This window comes from Serratia sp. FDAARGOS_506 (assembly GCF_003812745.1).
Taxonomy (GTDB): Bacteria; Pseudomonadota; Gammaproteobacteria; order Enterobacterales; family Enterobacteriaceae; genus Serratia.
Map to the genome: position 1 here is coordinate 338,413 of NZ_CP033831.1, position 16,894 is coordinate 355,306.

13 protein-coding genes are annotated in these 16,894 nt (G+C 60.5%); 5 read left to right on the plus strand and 8 right to left on the minus strand.

All coding sequences use genetic code 11. From position 1 onward, the window contains the following. Window position 1: 1 nt before the first annotated feature. Window positions 2-1,438: a HAMP domain-containing sensor histidine kinase gene (locus tag EGY12_RS01920; protein WP_049200747.1), complete on the minus strand. Its 1,437-nt coding sequence runs from the start codon at window positions 1,436-1,438 to the stop codon at window positions 2-4. 887 nt (window positions 1,439-2,325) lie between these two features. Next, window positions 2,326-6,219, minus strand: a complete 3,894-nt coding sequence (gene purL / locus EGY12_RS01925; RefSeq protein ID WP_172962952.1) for a phosphoribosylformylglycinamidine synthase — start codon at window positions 6,217-6,219, stop codon at window positions 2,326-2,328. A gap of 275 nt (window positions 6,220-6,494) precedes the next feature. Here purL and mltF point away from each other — a divergent pair, with 275 nt between their 5' ends. Then, window positions 6,495-7,955: a membrane-bound lytic murein transglycosylase MltF gene (mltF, locus tag EGY12_RS01930; protein ID WP_084827256.1), complete on the plus strand. Its 1,461-nt coding sequence runs from the start codon at window positions 6,495-6,497 to the stop codon at window positions 7,953-7,955. Here mltF and tadA read toward each other — a convergent pair whose 3' ends face one another. Then, window positions 7,956-8,462, minus strand: coding sequence for a tRNA adenosine(34) deaminase TadA (gene tadA, locus EGY12_RS01935; protein WP_015378796.1), 507 nt, complete (start codon window positions 8,460-8,462; stop codon window positions 7,956-7,958). A 117-nt stretch (window positions 8,463-8,579) separates the two neighbouring features. Here tadA and EGY12_RS01940 point away from each other — a divergent pair, with 117 nt between their 5' ends. After that, on the plus strand, window positions 8,580-9,632 hold the full coding sequence (locus tag EGY12_RS01940) for a DUF2157 domain-containing protein (protein WP_123892401.1): 1,053 nt from the start codon (window positions 8,580-8,582) through the stop codon (window positions 9,630-9,632). 47 nt (window positions 9,633-9,679) lie between these two features. Here EGY12_RS01940 and yfhb read toward each other — a convergent pair whose 3' ends face one another. The 3 genes from yfhb to murQ are packed head-to-tail and all read right to left on the minus strand — an operon-like array spanning window position 9,680 to window position 12,619. Then, the gene (gene yfhb / locus EGY12_RS01945) at window positions 9,680-10,336 is read right to left on the minus strand and encodes a phosphatidylglycerophosphatase C (protein ID WP_123892402.1); all 657 of its coding nucleotides are present in this window, start codon (window positions 10,334-10,336) and stop codon (window positions 9,680-9,682) included. A gap of 3 nt (window positions 10,337-10,339) precedes the next feature. Continuing rightward, window positions 10,340-11,707: a PTS transporter subunit EIIC gene (locus EGY12_RS01950; protein WP_123892403.1), complete on the minus strand. Its 1,368-nt coding sequence runs from the start codon at window positions 11,705-11,707 to the stop codon at window positions 10,340-10,342. Between the two features lie 18 nt (window positions 11,708-11,725). After that, window positions 11,726-12,619: an N-acetylmuramic acid 6-phosphate etherase gene (gene murQ, locus EGY12_RS01955; RefSeq protein ID WP_123892404.1), complete on the minus strand. Its 894-nt coding sequence runs from the start codon at window positions 12,617-12,619 to the stop codon at window positions 11,726-11,728. A gap of 167 nt (window positions 12,620-12,786) precedes the next feature. Between murQ and EGY12_RS01960 the strand changes: the two genes are divergently transcribed. From EGY12_RS01960 to EGY12_RS01970, 3 genes are all read left to right on the plus strand, one after another. Then, entirely contained in the window at window positions 12,787-13,635 is an 849-nt protein-coding gene (locus tag EGY12_RS01960) for a MurR/RpiR family transcriptional regulator (protein ID WP_123892405.1), read from the plus strand. A 143-nt stretch (window positions 13,636-13,778) separates the two neighbouring features. Then, window positions 13,779-15,323, plus strand: a complete 1,545-nt coding sequence (locus EGY12_RS01965; RefSeq protein ID WP_216641507.1) for a phosphoethanolamine transferase — start codon at window positions 13,779-13,781, stop codon at window positions 15,321-15,323. A 91-nt stretch (window positions 15,324-15,414) separates the two neighbouring features. Beyond that, window positions 15,415-15,675 carry a YfhL family 4Fe-4S dicluster ferredoxin gene (locus tag EGY12_RS01970; RefSeq protein WP_033635622.1) on the plus strand — a complete coding sequence of 87 codons (261 nt, stop codon included), beginning with the start codon at window positions 15,415-15,417 and terminating at the stop codon, window positions 15,673-15,675. A gap of 45 nt (window positions 15,676-15,720) precedes the next feature. Here EGY12_RS01970 and acpS read toward each other — a convergent pair whose 3' ends face one another. Both acpS and pdxJ read right to left on the minus strand, forming a co-directional pair. After that, window positions 15,721-16,101: a holo-ACP synthase gene (acpS, locus tag EGY12_RS01975; RefSeq protein WP_004929169.1), complete on the minus strand. Its 381-nt coding sequence runs from the start codon at window positions 16,099-16,101 to the stop codon at window positions 15,721-15,723. After that, the gene (gene pdxJ, locus EGY12_RS01980; protein ID WP_123892406.1) at window positions 16,101-16,832 is read right to left on the minus strand and encodes a pyridoxine 5'-phosphate synthase; all 732 of its coding nucleotides are present in this window, start codon (window positions 16,830-16,832) and stop codon (window positions 16,101-16,103) included. The genes acpS and pdxJ overlap by 1 nt, the downstream gene beginning before the upstream one ends. Window positions 16,833-16,894: the final 62 nt, after the last annotated feature.

Consider the following 16,894-nt stretch of genomic DNA (forward strand, 5'->3'; position numbering starts at 1 on the left):
TTTATTCATTCTCGGCGGTTAACGGCAGTTCAATGCGGAAGCAGACATCTGCACCGGCGACCGTCGCCAGTTGCAGCTCACCGCGCATGCGACGGATACAGTCCTGAGCGATGCTCAACCCCAGTCCGCTTCCTTTTACCGCCCCTTTTCGCTGGTGACTACCCTGGAAAAAAGGCTCGAAAATCATGGCTCTTTCAGCCTCGGGGATCGGCGTGCCGGTATTGGCGACGTCGATTTGCACCCGTTGTCCAACCTGACGGCTGCGGATCCAAATGTTACCGGATTCCTTGCCGTAGTGCACCGCATTGGAGTAGAGATTATCCAGCACGCGCATTAATAGCGTAGGCTCTGCCCAGCAGATTTCCGCCTCCAGCGTAATTTCGGTGGAAATCATCTTCGCCCGCGCCGGCAAACTGTGCGCGGCGACCACCAAATCGACCATTTCGCGCAGCTCAACGTTCTCGTGTTCCGCCGGGCCGTCGGCCAGCTTGCGGTTGTAATCCAACAGCTGTTCAATTAGCTGCTGCAGATGGCGGCTGCTGTTGTCGAGGATCGCCACCACCTCTTTCTGATCGGAAGTCAGCGGCCCCGCCACCTCGTCGGCCAGCAGCTCGGTGCCTTCACGCATGCTGGCCAGCGGCGTTTTCAGCTCGTGCGAAATATGGCGCAAGAATTCGTGGCGCTGCGACTCCAGCCACGCCAACCGCTCGCTCAACCAGATGATGCGTTGCGCCAGCGAACGCAGCTCGCGCGGCCCTTTGAACGACGCGGTGCTGCCCAGCGCGCGCCCTTCCCCCAGGCGGTTGATCATTCGTTCCACGGCCTTGACCGGCCCGATGATCATGCGGGTGAACAGCACCACCAGCAGCACGCTGACCAGGAACAGCAGCAGCGCCTGCCAGCCGAAGAACTGGCCGCGCTCAGCAATGGCCTGCTGCAGCTGTTGGCCGCGCGAGAACACCACCGCGCGCGTGGCCTGCACCATTTCGGCGTTGGAACGGGAGAACGACTCGAGCAAGGCGGAAGCCTCTTGGTCCGGCCCGCTGTTATGGCATTTGATCGCCGCCAGCTGAGTCAGCAACTGGCGCAGCGTTTGGTAGTAGCGCTCGTCCGGCAGGATCGGCGCGTGGGCGTCCAGCATCTGCGAATACTGCTTGCGCTGGTTCTGGTACAGCTTCTGCAGCGTAGGATCGACCAGTACGCAGTACTGACGATAGCTGCGCTCCATTTCCAGCGCCACGCTGGTCATCGCCTCGCTGCGCCGCGCGTCCACCAGCGTGGTGCGGTTGATGTCCGCCGCCTGCGCACTGAGGTGATCCAGACTCTGGTAAGCCTGGTAGGCCAGCACCAGCAGCGGCAACAGCACCAACAGGAACGCCAGCAGCACCAATTGCCGCAGCGAACGGGGGAATAAACGCCATTTTTTCAACGAAATCATCTCATTCTCTCAGCTCTGTCACGATGCTAACTGACTCGCCGGAAAGAGAAAAGCCCGGCAAGGGAGAATCCTGAACGCACAAGGAAAAAGCCGCGGGTTCGGTTACCCGCGCCCATAGGCCTGGCCTGCCGACGGCATGCGGCCTCGGCAGCATAAACCGGTGCGAAAGCGAGAGTGGGGGGATAGCGTCTGCGTTCGAGGGCATAGGCAACGAAACAGGGATAAGCGCAGCGTTGAGAATTGACGCCGGGGCAAGCAGTTTGCCCCGCCGCAAGGAAAGTGTGGATGCCCTTAAGTCTCGTCCCCAGGGTGATGTAGCGCAGCGGCTGGCATCGAACAGGACGAATAGCATCCGTAAGTATCCAGGATTGATGAACCCTTCATCACAGTTGGATACAGGCGGTGCCTCACTCCACGTGTCGCCCGATGCTTGATAAAGCCGTTTGCACGGTCTGTTATCGGTTTGGTTGGACGATAGGCACCATTTCTTTGGCATCATTCGGAGGCTTATGAGGCGATTTGCCGTCTAATTACGGCGCCGTCATAAAAAGGTGAATGAGCAACCGACGAGAATAATGCACTTTACGTGCCAACTTTGCAATAAAAATAATAACCATATGATTTTATTAAAAAATAAAATTACATCAGCAGATTTTTTTGCGCATCACGCCCCGATGAGCGATGAAAAAAACGCCGTGCTGTCGCCAAATGCAGACAACTAAAGCCAAACCCGTTTACCATCAATAAAATCAATCAGTTAAATGTCTCTATTTAGCGACAGGGAAAATGGCGCTTGTCGCAAAATGCAGACACTGCCGCCAAACGGCGAACGCCGGCCATAAAAAAGGGCGCAATTGCTTGCGCCCTCTATACGGCAGTAGCCGTTTTTAGCCCAGTTGCTTACGGGCGTTGCGGAACATGCGCATCCACGGGCTGTCCTCGCCCCACTCTTCCGGGTGCCAGGAGTTGCTGACGGTGCGGAACACGCGTTCCGGGTGCGGCATCATTACCGTAGCGCGCCCGCTGGCGCTGGTCACGGCGGTAATACCGTTCGGCGAACCGTTCGGGTTAGCCGGGTAAGCTTCCGTTACCTGGCCGGCGTTGTTGACGAAACGCAGCGCTACCAAACCGTGGCTTTCCAGCGCCGCCAGATGCGCCGCATCACGCACTTCGACATGCCCTTCACCGTGGGAAACGGCGATCGGCATACGCGAACCGGTCATGCCCTGCAGGAACAGCGACGGGCTGGCCGCCACTTCCACCAGGCTGAAGCGCGCCTCGAAGCGATCCGACAGGTTGCGCACGAAGCGCGGCCAGTGTTCTGCGCCCGGGATCAACTCACGCAGGTTGGACATCATCTGGCAGCCGTTGCACACGCCCAGCGCCAGCGTCTGCGGACGGTGGAAGAACGCTTCGAACTCGTCACGCACCCGCTCGTTGAACAGGATGGACTTCGCCCAGCCTTCACCGGCGCCCAGGACGTCGCCGTAAGAGAAGCCGCCGCAGGCCACCAGCGTGTGGAAGTCCTGCAGATCGCGGCGCCCTGCCAGCAGATCGCTCATATGCACGTCCACCGCGTCAAAGCCGGCGCGGTGGAACGCTGCCGCCATTTCAACGTGGGAGTTCACCCCCTGCTCACGCAGCACCGCCACTTTCGGGCGAGCCCCTTTGGCGATGTACGGCGCGGCGATGTCTTCCTCCGGTGCGAAGGTCAGCTTCACGTTCAGACCAGGATCTTGTTCATCCTGCTTGGCCTGATGTTCCTGATCGGCGCACGCCGGGTTGTCGCGCAGACGCTGCATCTGCCAGGTAGTTTCCGCCCACCAGGTGCGCAGCGTATTGCGGCTTTCGCTGTACAGCGCTTTGCCGTGTTGGGTGATGACGAAACGATCGCCGGCCTGCACGCTGCCGATGTGATGCACGTTGTCGGTCAAACCGTGCTGAGCGAACGCCTGCTTCACGCCGTCGAGACGTTCGGCGCTCACCTGGATCACCGCGCCCAGCTCTTCGTTGAACAGCACCGCCAGCGCGTCGTCGCCGAGGCCGTCGAGATTGACGTCTACACCACAGTGACCGGCGAAGGCCATCTCCGCCAGCGTCACCAGCAGGCCGCCGTCGGCGCGGTCGTGATAAGCCAGCAGCGCGCGATCGGCCACCAGCTGCTGCATGGCGTTGAAGAAGCCCGCCAGTTGCGCGACATCTCGCACATCGGCCGGTTTGTCGCCCAGTTGGCGATAAACCTGCGCCAGCGCGGTAGCGCCCAGTGCGTTATGGCCGTTGCCCAGGTCGATCAACAGCAGCGCGCTGTCGCCCTTATCGGTGCGCAATTGCGGCGTCACGGTGTGGCGCACGTCTTCCACGCGGGCGAAGGCGGTGATAACCAGCGACAGCGGCGACGTCATCTCGCGCTGTTCGTTGCCTTCCTGCCAGCGGGTTTTCATCGACATAGAGTCCTTGCCCACCGGAATGGTGATGCCCAGCGCCGGACACAGCTCTTCGCCCACCGCTTTCACCGCTTCGTACAGGCCGGCATCTTCGCCCGGGTGGCCGGCGGCGGCCATCCAGTTGGCGGATAGCTTCACGCGTTTCAGGCTGCCGATTTCCGTGGCAGCCAGGTTGGTCAGCGCTTCCCCGACCGCCAGGCGGCCGGAGGCGGCGAAGTCCAGCAGCGCTACCGGCGCACGTTCGCCGAGCGACATCGCTTCGCCGTAGTAGCTGTCCAGGCTGGCGGTGGTCACCGCGCAGTCGGCCACCGGGATCTGCCACGGGCCGACCATTTGGTCGCGCGCCACCATGCCGGTAACGGTGCGATCGCCGATGGTGATCAGGAAGGTTTTCTCCGCAACGGCCGGCAGGTGCAGCACGCGTTTCACCGCGTCGGCCAGCGTGATGTTCTCACGCTGCACCGCCTCGCCATGCGCCTGCAGGCGGGTAACGTCGCGGGTCATTTTCGGCGTCTTGCCGAGCAGCACGTCCAGCGGCATGTCAATCGGCTGGTTGTCGAAGTGGCGATCGTTCAGCGTCAGGTGCTGCTCTTCGGTCGCTTCGCCGATCACCGCGTAAGGCGCGCGCTCGCGGCGGCAGATCTCATCGAACTGCGCCATCTGCGCCGGGGCAATCGCCATCACGTAACGTTCCTGCGATTCGTTGCACCACACTTCCAGCGGGCTCATGCCCGGCTCGTCGTTGAGGATATCGCGCAGCTCGAAACGGCCGCCGCGGCCGCCGTCGCTCACCAGTTCCGGCATGGCGTTGGACAGGCCGCCGGCGCCGACGTCATGAATAAACAGAATCGGGTTCTCATCACCCAGCTGCCAGCAGCGGTCGATCACTTCCTGACAGCGGCGCTCCATTTCCGGGTTGTCGCGCTGCACCGAGGCGAAGTCCAGATCGGCATCGGACTGGCCGGACGCCATCGACGAGGCAGCGCCGCCGCCCAGGCCGATATTCATCGCCGGGCCGCCCAGTACCACCAGCTTGGCGCCGACGGTGATTTCCCCTTTCTGCACGTGATCGGCGCGGATGTTGCCAATGCCGCCCGCCAGCATGATCGGTTTGTGGTAGCCGCGCAGCTCGACGCCGTTGTGGCTGTTGACGCGCTCTTCATAGGTACGGAAGTAGCCCAGCAGCGCCGGACGACCGAATTCGTTGTTGAACGCCGCGCCGCCCAGCGGGCCTTCGGTCATGATATCCAGCGCGGTGACGATGCGTTCCGGCTTGCCAAAATCCTGCTCCCACGGCTGTTCAAAGCCGGGAATACGCAGGTTGGATACCGAGAAGCCCACCAGGCCGGCTTTCGGCTTGGCGCCGCGGCCGGTTGCCCCCTCATCGCGGATCTCGCCGCCGGAGCCGGTCGCGGCGCCCGGCCACGGCGAGATCGCCGTCGGGTGGTTGTGGGTTTCCACCTTCATCAGGATGTGCGCTTCTTCCTGATGGTAATCGTACTTGCCGTTCTCCGGCGCGGCGAAGAAGCGGCCGACCTGCGAGCCTTCCATCACGGCGGCGTTGTCTTTATACGCCGAGAGCACGTAGTCCGGCGTCTGCTCATAGGTGTTCTTGATCATCTTGAACAGCGATTTAGGCTGCTGTTCGCCGTCGATGATCCAATCGGCGTTGAAAATCTTATGGCGGCAGTGCTCGGAGTTGGCCTGCGCGAACATATAAAGTTCGATATCCGTCGGGTTGCGCCCCAAACCGGTAAAGGCATTCAGCAGGTAGTCGATCTCATCCTGCGCCAGCGCCAGGCCGAGCCGGACGTTGGCCTGCTCCAGCGCGGTGCGCCCTGCGCCCAGCACGTCGACCGACTGATACGGCGCCGGCTGATGATGCGCGAACAGCTGTTCGGCCTGTTGCAACTCGCTGAAGACGGTTTCCATCATGCGATCGTGCAGCAGCGCGGCGAGCTGGCGCCACTGGGTTTCCGTCAGCTCAGGTGCCTTGACGTAGAACGCCAGGCCGCGCTCCAGGCGCACCACCTGTTGCAGACCGCAGTTATGGGCGATGTCTGTCGCTTTGGAAGACCAGGGAGAAATGGTGCCCGGACGCGGCGTGACCAGCAGCAACCGGCCTTCAGGGGCATGTTCGGCGAGAGAAGGACCGTACTTGAGCAGCCGCTGAAGTTTGGCGTGTTCTTCGGCACTTAGCGGTGCGCTAACATCGGCAAAGTGGACATACTCGGCGTAGATATCACTGACAGGCAGGTGGGCATCCTGGCAGCGGGACAGCAGTTTGGTAATGCGAAAAGCCGATAAAGCGGGCGAACCACGCAGAATTTCCATAATCAAAGTTCTCTCGTCTTCGAAGCGGCGGATAAGACGCTTCATTGGGCGCAACAGGGGAAAACGCGCGTCATTATAGAGAATCCTCGGCGCCGACGAAACCGTTTGCGTAGGGATTATTGATAAAAGCGTGCCGCACCGTCGAATTGTCATAACGTGTCAATAAAGTTGCACACTGGCGTTTTGTTGCGCAAAATGCCCCCCGCACTGGTGATTTAACCATGAGAAAAGTCGCGGTTGTCGTCGCCGGTGTACCTGTGCCACCACTGGATAACTATTTGAAACGTCTTAAAATAAACTACATCCTCATCGGCGTTGTCACCCTGCTTCTGGCTCTCGCGCTGTGGCCCAATATCACCTGGCGCAGCGGCCAGGGCGGGCAACTCCAGGAGATCATTTCCCGCGGCGAGTTGCGTATCAGCACGCTGAATTCACCGCTGACCTATTTCAACACCAAGCAAGGGCCAGGTGGGCTCGACTACGAACTGGCGAAACGCTTCGCCAACTACCTCGGGGTGAAGCTGGTGGTGATCCCCCATCAGAATATCAATGACCTGTTCGACGACCTTGATGACGACGATGCCGACCTGCTGGCGGCGGGCCTGATCTACAACCAGGAGCGCCTCAGCCGCGCACGCACCGGCCCCGCCTACTACTCCGTTTCGCAACAGCTGGTGTACCGGCTGGGCACCCCGCGGCCGAAAAACTTCGCCGACATTAAAGGCAAACTGGCGGTCGCCTCCGGTTCTGCGCACGTCAGCACGCTAAAGCAGCTCAAGCAGGATAAATACCCGGATCTCGCCTGGGAGTCCTCCAGCGATCTCACCTCCAAAGAGCTGCTGGAGCGGGTGGCCGACGGCAAACTGGACTACACCCTCGGCGATTCGGTAACCATCGCGCTGCTGCAGCGCATCCATCCGCAGCTGGCGGTGGCGTTCGACGTCACCGACGAAGAGCCGGTCACCTGGTACCTCAAACGCGACGGCGACGACAGCCTGTACGCGGCGATGCTGGATTTCTACAGCCAGATGGTGGATGACGGCACCCTGGCGCGGCTGGAAGAGAAGTACCTCGGCCACGTCGGCAGCTTCGACTATGTGGACACAAAAACCTTCCTGTCAGCCATCGACTCGGTGCTGCCCAACTTCCGCCCGCTGTTTGAGAAGCACGCCAACGAGATCGACTGGAAGCTGCTGGCGGCCATCGCCTATCAGGAATCGCACTGGAATCCGCAGGCTACTTCGCCCACCGGCGTGCGCGGCCTGATGATGCTGACCCGCGCCACCGCCGACGGCCTGGGGGTCAACGACCGCCTCGATCCGGAAGAGAGCATTCAGGGCGGCGCCCTTTACCTGCAACGGCTGATGGCCAAGGTGCCGGACAGCGTGCCGGAAGACGAGCGCATCTGGTTCTCGCTGGCGGCCTACAACATGGGCTGGGGCCACATGCTGGACGCGCGCAAGCTGACCAAGACGCAAAAAGGCAACCCGGACAGCTGGGTCGACGTCAAACAGCGCCTGCCGATGCTCAGCCAGAAGCGCTACTATCCGCAGCTGACCTACGGCTATGCGCGCGGGCGTGAAGCCTACAACTATGTAGAAAACATCCGCCGCTACCAGGTCAGCCTGGTGGGCTATCTGCAGGAAAAAGAGAGAAAGGCGGCGCAGGCGGCCGCCGAGCAGGAGGCGTTGGGGAAAGGCTATCCGACGGTGATGCCGGAACTGGCGCTCAACTACTGATTATTCCGGCTTATCCGCCGCCCGCTGCGCCAGCCTGAGCGCTTTTTTCTGTTCGCGGCGCAGGCGGAAGAAATTACTCAGGGTGGCGGCGCATTCATCCGCCAGCACGCCCGAGACGATCTCCACCTGATGGTTCATGCCCGGATGGCGCAGAATGTCCACCAACGAACCAGCCGCGCCGGTTTTCTCGTCGGCGGCGCCATACACCAACCGACGGATGCGGCTGTGCACCATTGCGCCGGCGCACATCACGCAGGGCTCCAGCGTGACGTACAGCGTGGCGTTCAGCAAACGGTAGTTTTGCAGCACCGCGCCGCCCTGGCGCAGCGCCATGATCTCGGCGTGTGCGGTAGGATCGTGTCGGCCGATCGGGCGGTTCCAGCCCTCGCCGATTACCTGATTGTCCAGCACCAGCAGCGCACCCACCGGCACCTCGCCCTCTTCCTGCGCGCGCAGGGCCAGCTGCAATGCCTGACGCATCCAGTACTCATCGTTATATTCAGTCATCGCATAATTCCTCGTGCGCTTTTGCGGCGGGCATTATACACACTACCCTCCCTTTGTCGTAGCCGCCCGCCAATGGCTATACTGGCCGAATCAGCGTGTGATTCAGGGACAAGAAGCATGAAACTCAGTAAAAAGAACGCCGTCGTGGTGCACAAGGCGCTGGACGGCTGGGTGGGAGAAGGCGCCTTGACGCCCGAACAACGGCAGCAATTGCTGCAGCATGTGGCCGTGCAGCCTTTCGACTGGCGGCGGCTGGCGCGCTATGCGTTTCTCGCCGCGCTGGCCTCGCTGCTGATCGCCGTCACCAGCCTGTTCGCCGACAGTAAACTGCTTGCATGGCTCAGCGGCCTGTTCCGCTTCGACGCGCCGGTACGTATGGCGATCGCCGGGGTACTGGCGGCGCTGGCCTACGCCTGGGCGCTGCGTCGCCGCCGGCGCCACCCGGAAAAACGCTACAGCAATGAGGCGGCGCTGTTTGTCGCCGTGTTGCTTACCGCCTGCGCCTTATGGCAGTTGGGGGTCTGGCTGGATAACGGCAGCGGCCGGGTTTCCGTGCTGCTGCTGTTCGCCGCGCTGCTGTACGGCGCGATCGGCTGGTTCAGCCGATCCGGGCTGGTGTGGTGGTTCGCCCTGCTGTCGCTGGGCAACGCCTTCGGCGCCGAGACCGGCTACCTGTCCGGCTGGGGCGCCTACTGGCTCGGCATGAGCTACCCGATTCGCTTTATCGCCTTTGGTGCGGTGCTGATCGCCGCCGCGCTGCTGTTGCGGCCGCTGTTGGCGCAGCGCGGCCTGCAGCGCGTATCGCTGGCGATGGGGCTGCTGTACCTGTTTATCGCCCTGTGGCTGCTGTCTATCTTCGGCAACTACGGCGATCTCGACAGCTGGTACAGCGCGCGCCAGATTGAGCTGTTCCACTGGAGCCTGCTGTTCGGGCTAGCCGCCCTCGCCGCCATCTGGCTGGGGTTGAAGCATGACGACGCCATGCTGCGCGGTTTCGGGCTGACCTTTCTTGGCATTAACCTGTATACCCGTCTGTTCGAGTTTTTCTGGGACAGCATGCCGAAGGCGATTTTCTTCGTGCTGCTCGGCCTGAGCCTGTGGGCGCTGGGACATTATGCGGAGAAGATTTGGCAGCTGGGGCGCAAGCCGCACGACGTGAACGACGACTGATCGCGGTCTCGATAAAAGCAACAAGGGCGGAATCCTCCGCCCTTTCTTTATTCCAGCTGCTGCAGCTCGCCCTGCTTGCTTACCCGCCAGCGATGCTCGCAAAAGAACAGCAGCGGATTATCCTGCTTGCTGTCGCTGTAACCGCTGTACAACTTCAGCGGCGCACCGAGCCGCTGCTCCAGTTGCACCACTTTTTGCGTCCCCAAACAGCGCAGGGTCACGACCCAACCGCCGCAGCGGCGCGTGATGCGGCTGCCGATCAACCGCACCTGCGGCAGAAACGCCGAATCGCGATACACCTGTTCCACCAGGCGTTCCGGCGAGCCGGTAATCAGCCATACTTCGGCATCGTGCTCGTCCAGGTACTGCCGCAGCCGCATTTGCACCACCGGAAATGCGGTCACTTTCTGGCGAAAGGCCTCGATAAACTGCCGCTCCAGCGCCTGCAGCTTCGCTTCGGAACGCCCGAAGGTGATCGCCCACAGCAGCAGGCTCATCGGCCAACGCGCGGCGCGGCCCAGCAGCAGTAGCGCCAGGCCGATCGGCAGCAGCAGCGGTATCACCAGCAACAGGTTCAGCGGTAAGCGGCGCAGCAGAAAACGCAAGAAACTGCCGAACATATCCTCCTGATGCAGGGTGCCGTCCAGATCGAAAAAGACCACGCGGCGCCCCTCTGCGGCCGGTTGTTGCTGCTTGTCGCTCAAACGCTACTCCTCGGGATCGTTGAACCCCATCATCCAGGTGAAGAGGAAACCGGCGATAATCGTAATCAGCATCCCCGCCAGATACAACATCACCTTACCTGAGACGATGGTCAACGCCAAAGGCAGCCCCGAAATGCCGAAGGTGATTACCGTCGCCACCTTCCAGTAGCTGATCAGCGCGCCGCCAACGGCACCGCCGAGGCAGGCGCCGATAAACGGCCGGCCCAGCGGCAGCGTCACCCCGAAGATCAGCGGCTCGCCGATACCGAGAATGCCGACCGGCAACGCCCCTTTGATCACCTTCTTCAGCCGCGCGTTACGGGTTTTCAACAGCACCGCCAGCGCTGCCCCCACCTGACCGACGCCGGCCATCGCCAGGATCGGCAACAACGGGTTGGAGCCGTGCGCCTGCACCAGCTCGACGTGGATCGGTACCAGCCCCTGATGCAAGCCGGAGAGCACCAGCGGCAGGAACAGCCCCGAGAGCAATGCCCCCACCAGCAGCCCGCCCTTGTCGATCGCCAGATTGGCGCCGTGGGCGATGGCATCGGAAATATAACCCCCGATCGGCTGCAGAATCAGGATCGCCAGCGAGGCAGTGACCAGCGTGGTCAGCAGTGGGTTAAGGATCAGTTCGACCGATTCCGGCAGCAGCGTGCGCAGGCGTTTCTCCACCCAGCACATCAACGCCACCACCAGCAGCACGGCGATCACCCCGCCGCGCCCCGGCTGCAACGCCTCGCCGAACAAGGTGATCTGCGCCAGCGCCGGACTGGAGAGAATGCCGGCCATTACGCCGCCCATCGCCTGAGAGCCGCCGAATACCCGCGCGGCGTTGACCCCGACCAAAATGTTCATGATAGCGAACACCGCGCTGCCGAAGATCGCCAACAGCCCCAGCACGTTCGGGTAGTCTACCGCCAGCTGGCCGGCGATGTCGGGCCGTTTCAGCAGGTTGATGATGCCGGTGATCAGGCCCGAGGCAATAAACGCCGGGATCAGAGGAATAAAGACATCGGCCAGCTTTTTCAGCGCGCCGCTCATCGGCGCAGCGTATTTCTGTTTGGCCTGCGCTTTGGTGCGGGCGGCGTCACCGACGGCGGCGACCGATTGCACATCACCGCTCAACAGCCCGCGCATGGCGTCCACCACCTTGGCGGCGGCGCCCGGACCGACGATAAACTGATGCTGCTCACCCTGTTTGATATAGCCCTTCACACCGGGCAACAGCTTGAGAGCGGCCAGATCCAGGCGCTGCTCGTCGCTGACCTCGACGCGTACCCGCGTCATGCAGTTCTCCAGCTTGAGGATATTGCCCTCGCCCCCTACGCCCGCCAGGATCTGTGTCGCCAATGTCGTTGTCTTGTCCATCGCCGCCCCCAGTGTGGATTAACGCGCCAATGCAGCGCGCAGGTAGCCATCGTGCCGCTGCAGCCGCTGCTGCGCCTCTTCGGCGCTGACGCCGGCTAAAATCATCAGGATTGCCGGTTTGACCTCGAAGCCGGTCTGCGCCAGCGCCGCCTCCGCCTGAGCGCGTTCGGCGCCGGTCGCCTCCACCACGATGCGGCAGGCGCGATCCACCAGTTTGACGTTGGTGGCCTTCACGTCCACCATCAGGTTCTGGTAGACCTTGCCCAGCTTGACCATCGCGCCGGTCGACAGCATGTTGAGCACCAGCTTCTGTGCGGTGCCGGATTTCAGGCGCGTCGAACCAGTCAGGGCCTCCGGCCCCACCACCGGCGAAATTGCCACCTGCGCTTCGTGCGCGATCGGCGAGTCCGGGTTGCAGGAGATGGCCGCCGTCGGGCAGCCCAGCGCACGCGCATAGCGCAGCGCACCGATCACATAAGGCGTGCGCCCGGAGGCCGCCAGCCCCACCACCATATCGACGGCGGTGAGGTTAAGCGCCCGGAGATCGGCTTCGCCCAGGGCTTCATCGTCTTCCGCTCCTTCCACCGCTTTAAGCAGCGCGCCCGGCCCGCCGGCGATCAGCCCCACCACCACACCGTGCGGCACGCCGAAAGTCGGCGGGCACTCGGAGGCATCCAGCACCCCCAGGCGGCCGCTGGTGCCGGCGCCCAAATAAATCAGCCGCCCACCGGCCTTCAACGCCGCCGCCGCCAAATCGACCGCCTGCGCGATCGCCGGCAGCACCTTTTCGATCGCCTCCGGCACCTTGCGATCTTCCTGGTTAAAGCAGCGGACCATCTCCAGCGTCGACATCTCATCCAGCCCCATGGTGGCCGGGTTGCGGGTTTCCGATACCAATGCGCCTAAGTTCATCTGTTCACCTTTGAATTTTTAATTCACAAAATTAAATCAATATTTGAATATATTATTCAACAAAGCGAGCGCTATTTGCTATTTTAACGGCGAGCTCACAAAAATTTTCACCGCGCGTTTTCGCCGCCTGCATGGCAAAATGACCGCTGGTTTCCAGGGAAAGATCAATGAGTACCCTTCTGCGCATTCGCCAGATGTATCCGACACTGGCGCAAAACGACCGCAAGCTGGCGGATTTTTTGCTGAACAACGCCGAGCAGGCGCGCCATCTCAGCTCGCAAAAGCTGGCCCAGCTGGCCGGCGTCAGCCAGTCGAGCGTGGTCAAGTTCGCCCAAAAGCTGGGTTATAAAGGCTTTCCGGCGCTGAAGCTGGCATTAAGCGAGACGCTGGCCCAGCCGCAGGCCGAACCGGTCGTGACCGTTCACAACCACATCCTCAGCAGCGATACGCTGAAAATCGTCGGTGAAAAACTGCTGGCGGAAAAGCAGGCGGCGCTGCGCGCGACGCTGGACATCAACAGCGAAGAGCGGCTGCATCAGGCGCTGGACATGCTGCGCCAGGCGCGCCGGGTAATGCTAATCGGCATCGGCGCCTCCGGGCTGGTGGCCAAGGATTTTTCCTTCAAGCTGCTGAAAATCGGCGTGATGGCGGTGGCCGAAGCGGACATGCACGTCCAGCTGGCGGCGGTGCAGGCGCTGGACAAACGCGATCTGCTGCTGGCTATCTCATTCAGCGGCGAACGGCGTGAAATCAATCTGGCAGCGGAAGAGGCGCGCCAGGCCGGCGCCAGGGTATTGGCGCTGACCAGCTTCTCTCCCAACGGCCTGCAGCAGCGCGCGGATCACTGCCTCTATACCATCGCCGAAGAACCTCATACCCGCAGCGCGGCCATCTCCTCCAGCACGGCCCAGTACGCCCTCACCGATCTGCTGTTTATGGCGCTGATCCAACACGATCTGGATCATGCGCGCGACCGCATCAAGCACAGCGAACAATTGATGAAAAAGTTGGTTTGAGGCGTATAATGGCGGCCGATAAAACGCCGCCAGCTCAATTATTTCCATTCTATGCATTCGAAAAATAATGTGCGGGCGGTGACCTGCTTAATTATCAATCAATAATTAAGCATGCATGGACAGCATTATTTAACGATACCATTATGAATACACACACAGTCATTTTAGATAGATTACGGCATTCCGTTACTCATCCGATCCTGCGCGCCTTTTTGTTTTATGCCATTACTGCATTGATACTCATCAAGGCGATGGGATACGGCGGTAGCAAAGGCATTGATATTCTTTTTATTGCACTTATCCTACTATTATTATCTGCCCACTCGCTTACCCGTTACGGTCTGATTATTCCGTTTATTCTACTGTGCGCCTTGTATGCGCCGGTCGGGGCCATTTACGGTTCCCCGTCAGCGGCCGTGGTGTCCGCCCTGCTGCAAACCAACCGTACAGAAGCGGGTGAGTTTCTGCATACCCTCCCGGCCAGCTGTTATCTGCTGCCTGTCGTAATATTTACCATGCTTATTATTTTAAAAAGGTTTATTTGGCGACAAGCGCTACCCAGAAAAGTCATATTACCTTTTCTGGCGTTATTTGCGGTTATCGTCATCGCCAAAATATTCAGCGGCGGCTTGGTTAAGCTAAAATTGCCTGACTTCTTTTTATCCACTTACTCCGCTTACGATAAATATCAACAGCAGATTGATGAATTAAACACCGGCGTTTCAGAGCCGGACTCTTGGTCAATCACCGCTGGCGCGCCGAAGAATGAAAACTATGTCATTATCGTCGGCGAAAGTATGCGCAGGGACCATATGTCTTTATTTGGTTATCCGGTCTCCACGACGCCTTTTTTGGATAACGCCAAAGGGCGGTTTTACAGCAATTATATTTCCACCGCGCCGAATACGTTCGAATCGCTCCCCCGTACGCTGGCTTTAAGCAACGGCCACAACATTGCCATCGGGGATAATATCATCACCCTGGCAAAAGCCGCCGGCCTCAATACCCACTGGCTGTCCAATCAAGGGATGCTCGGGCAATTCGATACGCCAGTGTCAAAAATCGCCATGTTCAGCGATAACCATTACTTCCTGAAGAAAGGTGACTTCCAATCGCGCAGTACCGATGATGACGCGCTGCTGCCGATATTTGACCAATTATTGAGTCGCCAGGGGCAAGGCAACCTGTATGTGTTGCATCTGATGGGCTCACACGCCGACTTCTGTGAAAGGCTTAACGGTGAGCCACCCAGCATCGAGTCACAGGATCATGAGTTAGCCTGTTATCTCTCCACCTACCTTAAGACCGACCGTTTTATCGAGCAGGCGTATCAGATGCTCACTAAAAATGGCGCACCGTTTAAGCTGTTCTATTTCTCCGATCACGGTCTTTCCCATAAGGATATCGGCGGCGTACGCTCTCTGCGCCACAGCGGCGATACCCAACAGAATTATCAGGTGCCGTTGCTGGTGCTGAGCGATCGTGACCAACAGCACCAGATCATTGATGATCCCTTGAGCGCGTTCGATTTTATCGGGCTGTTTGCTCAAGAGGCGGGAATACGGATTGCCCATCCGGAGGTGATGCCCACGATGCGTATGGCGGATACCGATAAGCGCTGGGTGTTTGACGGGCAGAGAATGGTTGATTTCGATCAGTTGGCTGATGACCCACCTGAGTTACCCTAAGCGGTAGGATGACGAAAAAACGCCCGCCGCGCGGCGATTCTGTGATAGATTGCGCGCCAGCCCGAGCACACCGATGGAAAGATAACTGACAATGGCACTGCTGATTACCAAGAAATGCATCAACTGCGACATGTGCGAGCCGGAATGCCCGAACCAGGCGATTTCGATGGGCGATGAGATTTATCAGATCGATACCGATCGCTGCACCGAGTGCGTTGGCCATTACGATACGCCGACCTGCCAGCAGGTCTGCCCGATCGACAACACCATCATCACCGATCCGCAGCATCGTGAGACCAACGAACAGCTGTGGGACAAGTTCGTGGTATTGCACCACGCCGATCGCATCTAATGCGCCGCTGGGCTGACAAGGGCGCCACAGGCGCCCTTTCTATTTTCAGCTTTCGACGATCACCGTCGCGCAGGCATAGCGCCGTTCGTCGGCCAGCGAAACATGAATCGCGGTGACCCCCATCTCCCCGGCCAGCTCGGCGGCGCGGCCGTGCAAACGAATATTCGGCTTGCCCAACGCATCGTTAAACACTTCGAACTGATTGAACGCCAGGCCGTTGCGAATACCGGTGCCGAACGCCTTGGCAGCGGCCTCTTTCACGGCGAAACGTTTGGCCAGAAAGCGAATCGGCTGCTGGTGCTGTTGATACAGCGCCCACTCGGCGTCGCTCAGCACGCGGCGCGCCAGACGATCGCCGCTGCGCTCCACCACCGCTTCGATACGCGCCATCTCGACGATGTCGGTACCCAGCCCGAGCACCGCCATTACCGGCGCGCTTCCCGCATCAGCACTTTCATGTCGGCAACCGCGGCCGGCAGCCCGCACATCACCGCCTGACCGATAATCGCATGGCCGATGTTCAGCTCGTGCATTTCCGGCAACGCGGCGATTGGCTGCACGTTGTGATAGGTCAGGCCGTGGCCGGCGTTGACCTTCAGCCCCTTCTCCGCCGCGTAGGCGGCGGCTACCGCGATGCGGCGCAGCTCGGCCTGTACCGCCAGCTCGCCCTGCGCTTCGGCATAGGCGCCGGTGTGGATCTCGATATAAGGAGCGCCCACCGCCACCGCCGCGTCAATCTGGCGATAATCGGGATCGATGAACAGCGAGACCAGAATGCCTGCCTGTGCCAGGCGCTCAACCGCCACGCTCATTTTGTCCAGCTGGCCGGCGACGTCCAGGCCACCTTCGGTAGTCACTTCTTCGCGTTTTTCCGGCACCAGGCAGCAGAAATGCGGCTTCAACTCAACGGCGATGTCCAGCATCTCATCGGTCACCGCCATCTCCAGATTCATGCGCGTCTGGATGGTCTGGCGCAGCAAGCGCACGTCGCGGTCGGTGATGTGGCGGCGGTCCTCGCGCAGATGCACGGTAATGCCGTCGGCCCCCGCCTGTTCGGCAATGAATGCCGCCTGAACCGGATCCGGGTATTGGGTTCCGCGCGCGTTACGTAACGTGGCGATGTGATCGATATTGACGCCCAGCAGCAAATCAGCCATGACAACCTCTAAATACGATTTTCAGTGCCAGCAGTTTACACGCGGGCGCAGGGCGGCAAAAG

Bases quoted from the DNA above. Each gene is read 5' to 3' on its own strand.
- pdxJ (WP_123892406.1), bottom strand. From the start codon at position 16,832: ATGGCTGATTTGCTGCTGGGCGTCAATATCGATCACATCGCCACGTTA.
- EGY12_RS01960 (WP_123892405.1), top strand. From the start codon at position 12,787: ATGAGTACCCTTCTGCGCATTCGCCAGATGTATCCGACACTGGCGCAA.
- EGY12_RS01970 (WP_033635622.1), top strand. From the start codon at position 15,415: ATGGCACTGCTGATTACCAAGAAATGCATCAACTGCGACATGTGCGAG.
- tadA (WP_015378796.1), bottom strand. From the start codon at position 8,462: ATGACTGAATATAACGATGAGTACTGGATGCGTCAGGCATTGCAGCTG.
- EGY12_RS01950 (WP_123892403.1), bottom strand. From the start codon at position 11,707: ATGGACAAGACAACGACATTGGCGACACAGATCCTGGCGGGCGTAGGG.
- acpS (WP_004929169.1), bottom strand. From the start codon at position 16,101: ATGGCGGTGCTCGGGCTGGGTACCGACATCGTCGAGATGGCGCGTATC.
- EGY12_RS01940 (WP_123892401.1), top strand. From the start codon at position 8,580: ATGAAACTCAGTAAAAAGAACGCCGTCGTGGTGCACAAGGCGCTGGAC.
- EGY12_RS01920 (WP_049200747.1), bottom strand. From the start codon at position 1,438: ATGATTTCGTTGAAAAAATGGCGTTTATTCCCCCGTTCGCTGCGGCAA.
- EGY12_RS01965 (WP_216641507.1), top strand. From the start codon at position 13,779: ATGAATACACACACAGTCATTTTAGATAGATTACGGCATTCCGTTACT.
- murQ (WP_123892404.1), bottom strand. From the start codon at position 12,619: ATGAACTTAGGCGCATTGGTATCGGAAACCCGCAACCCGGCCACCATG.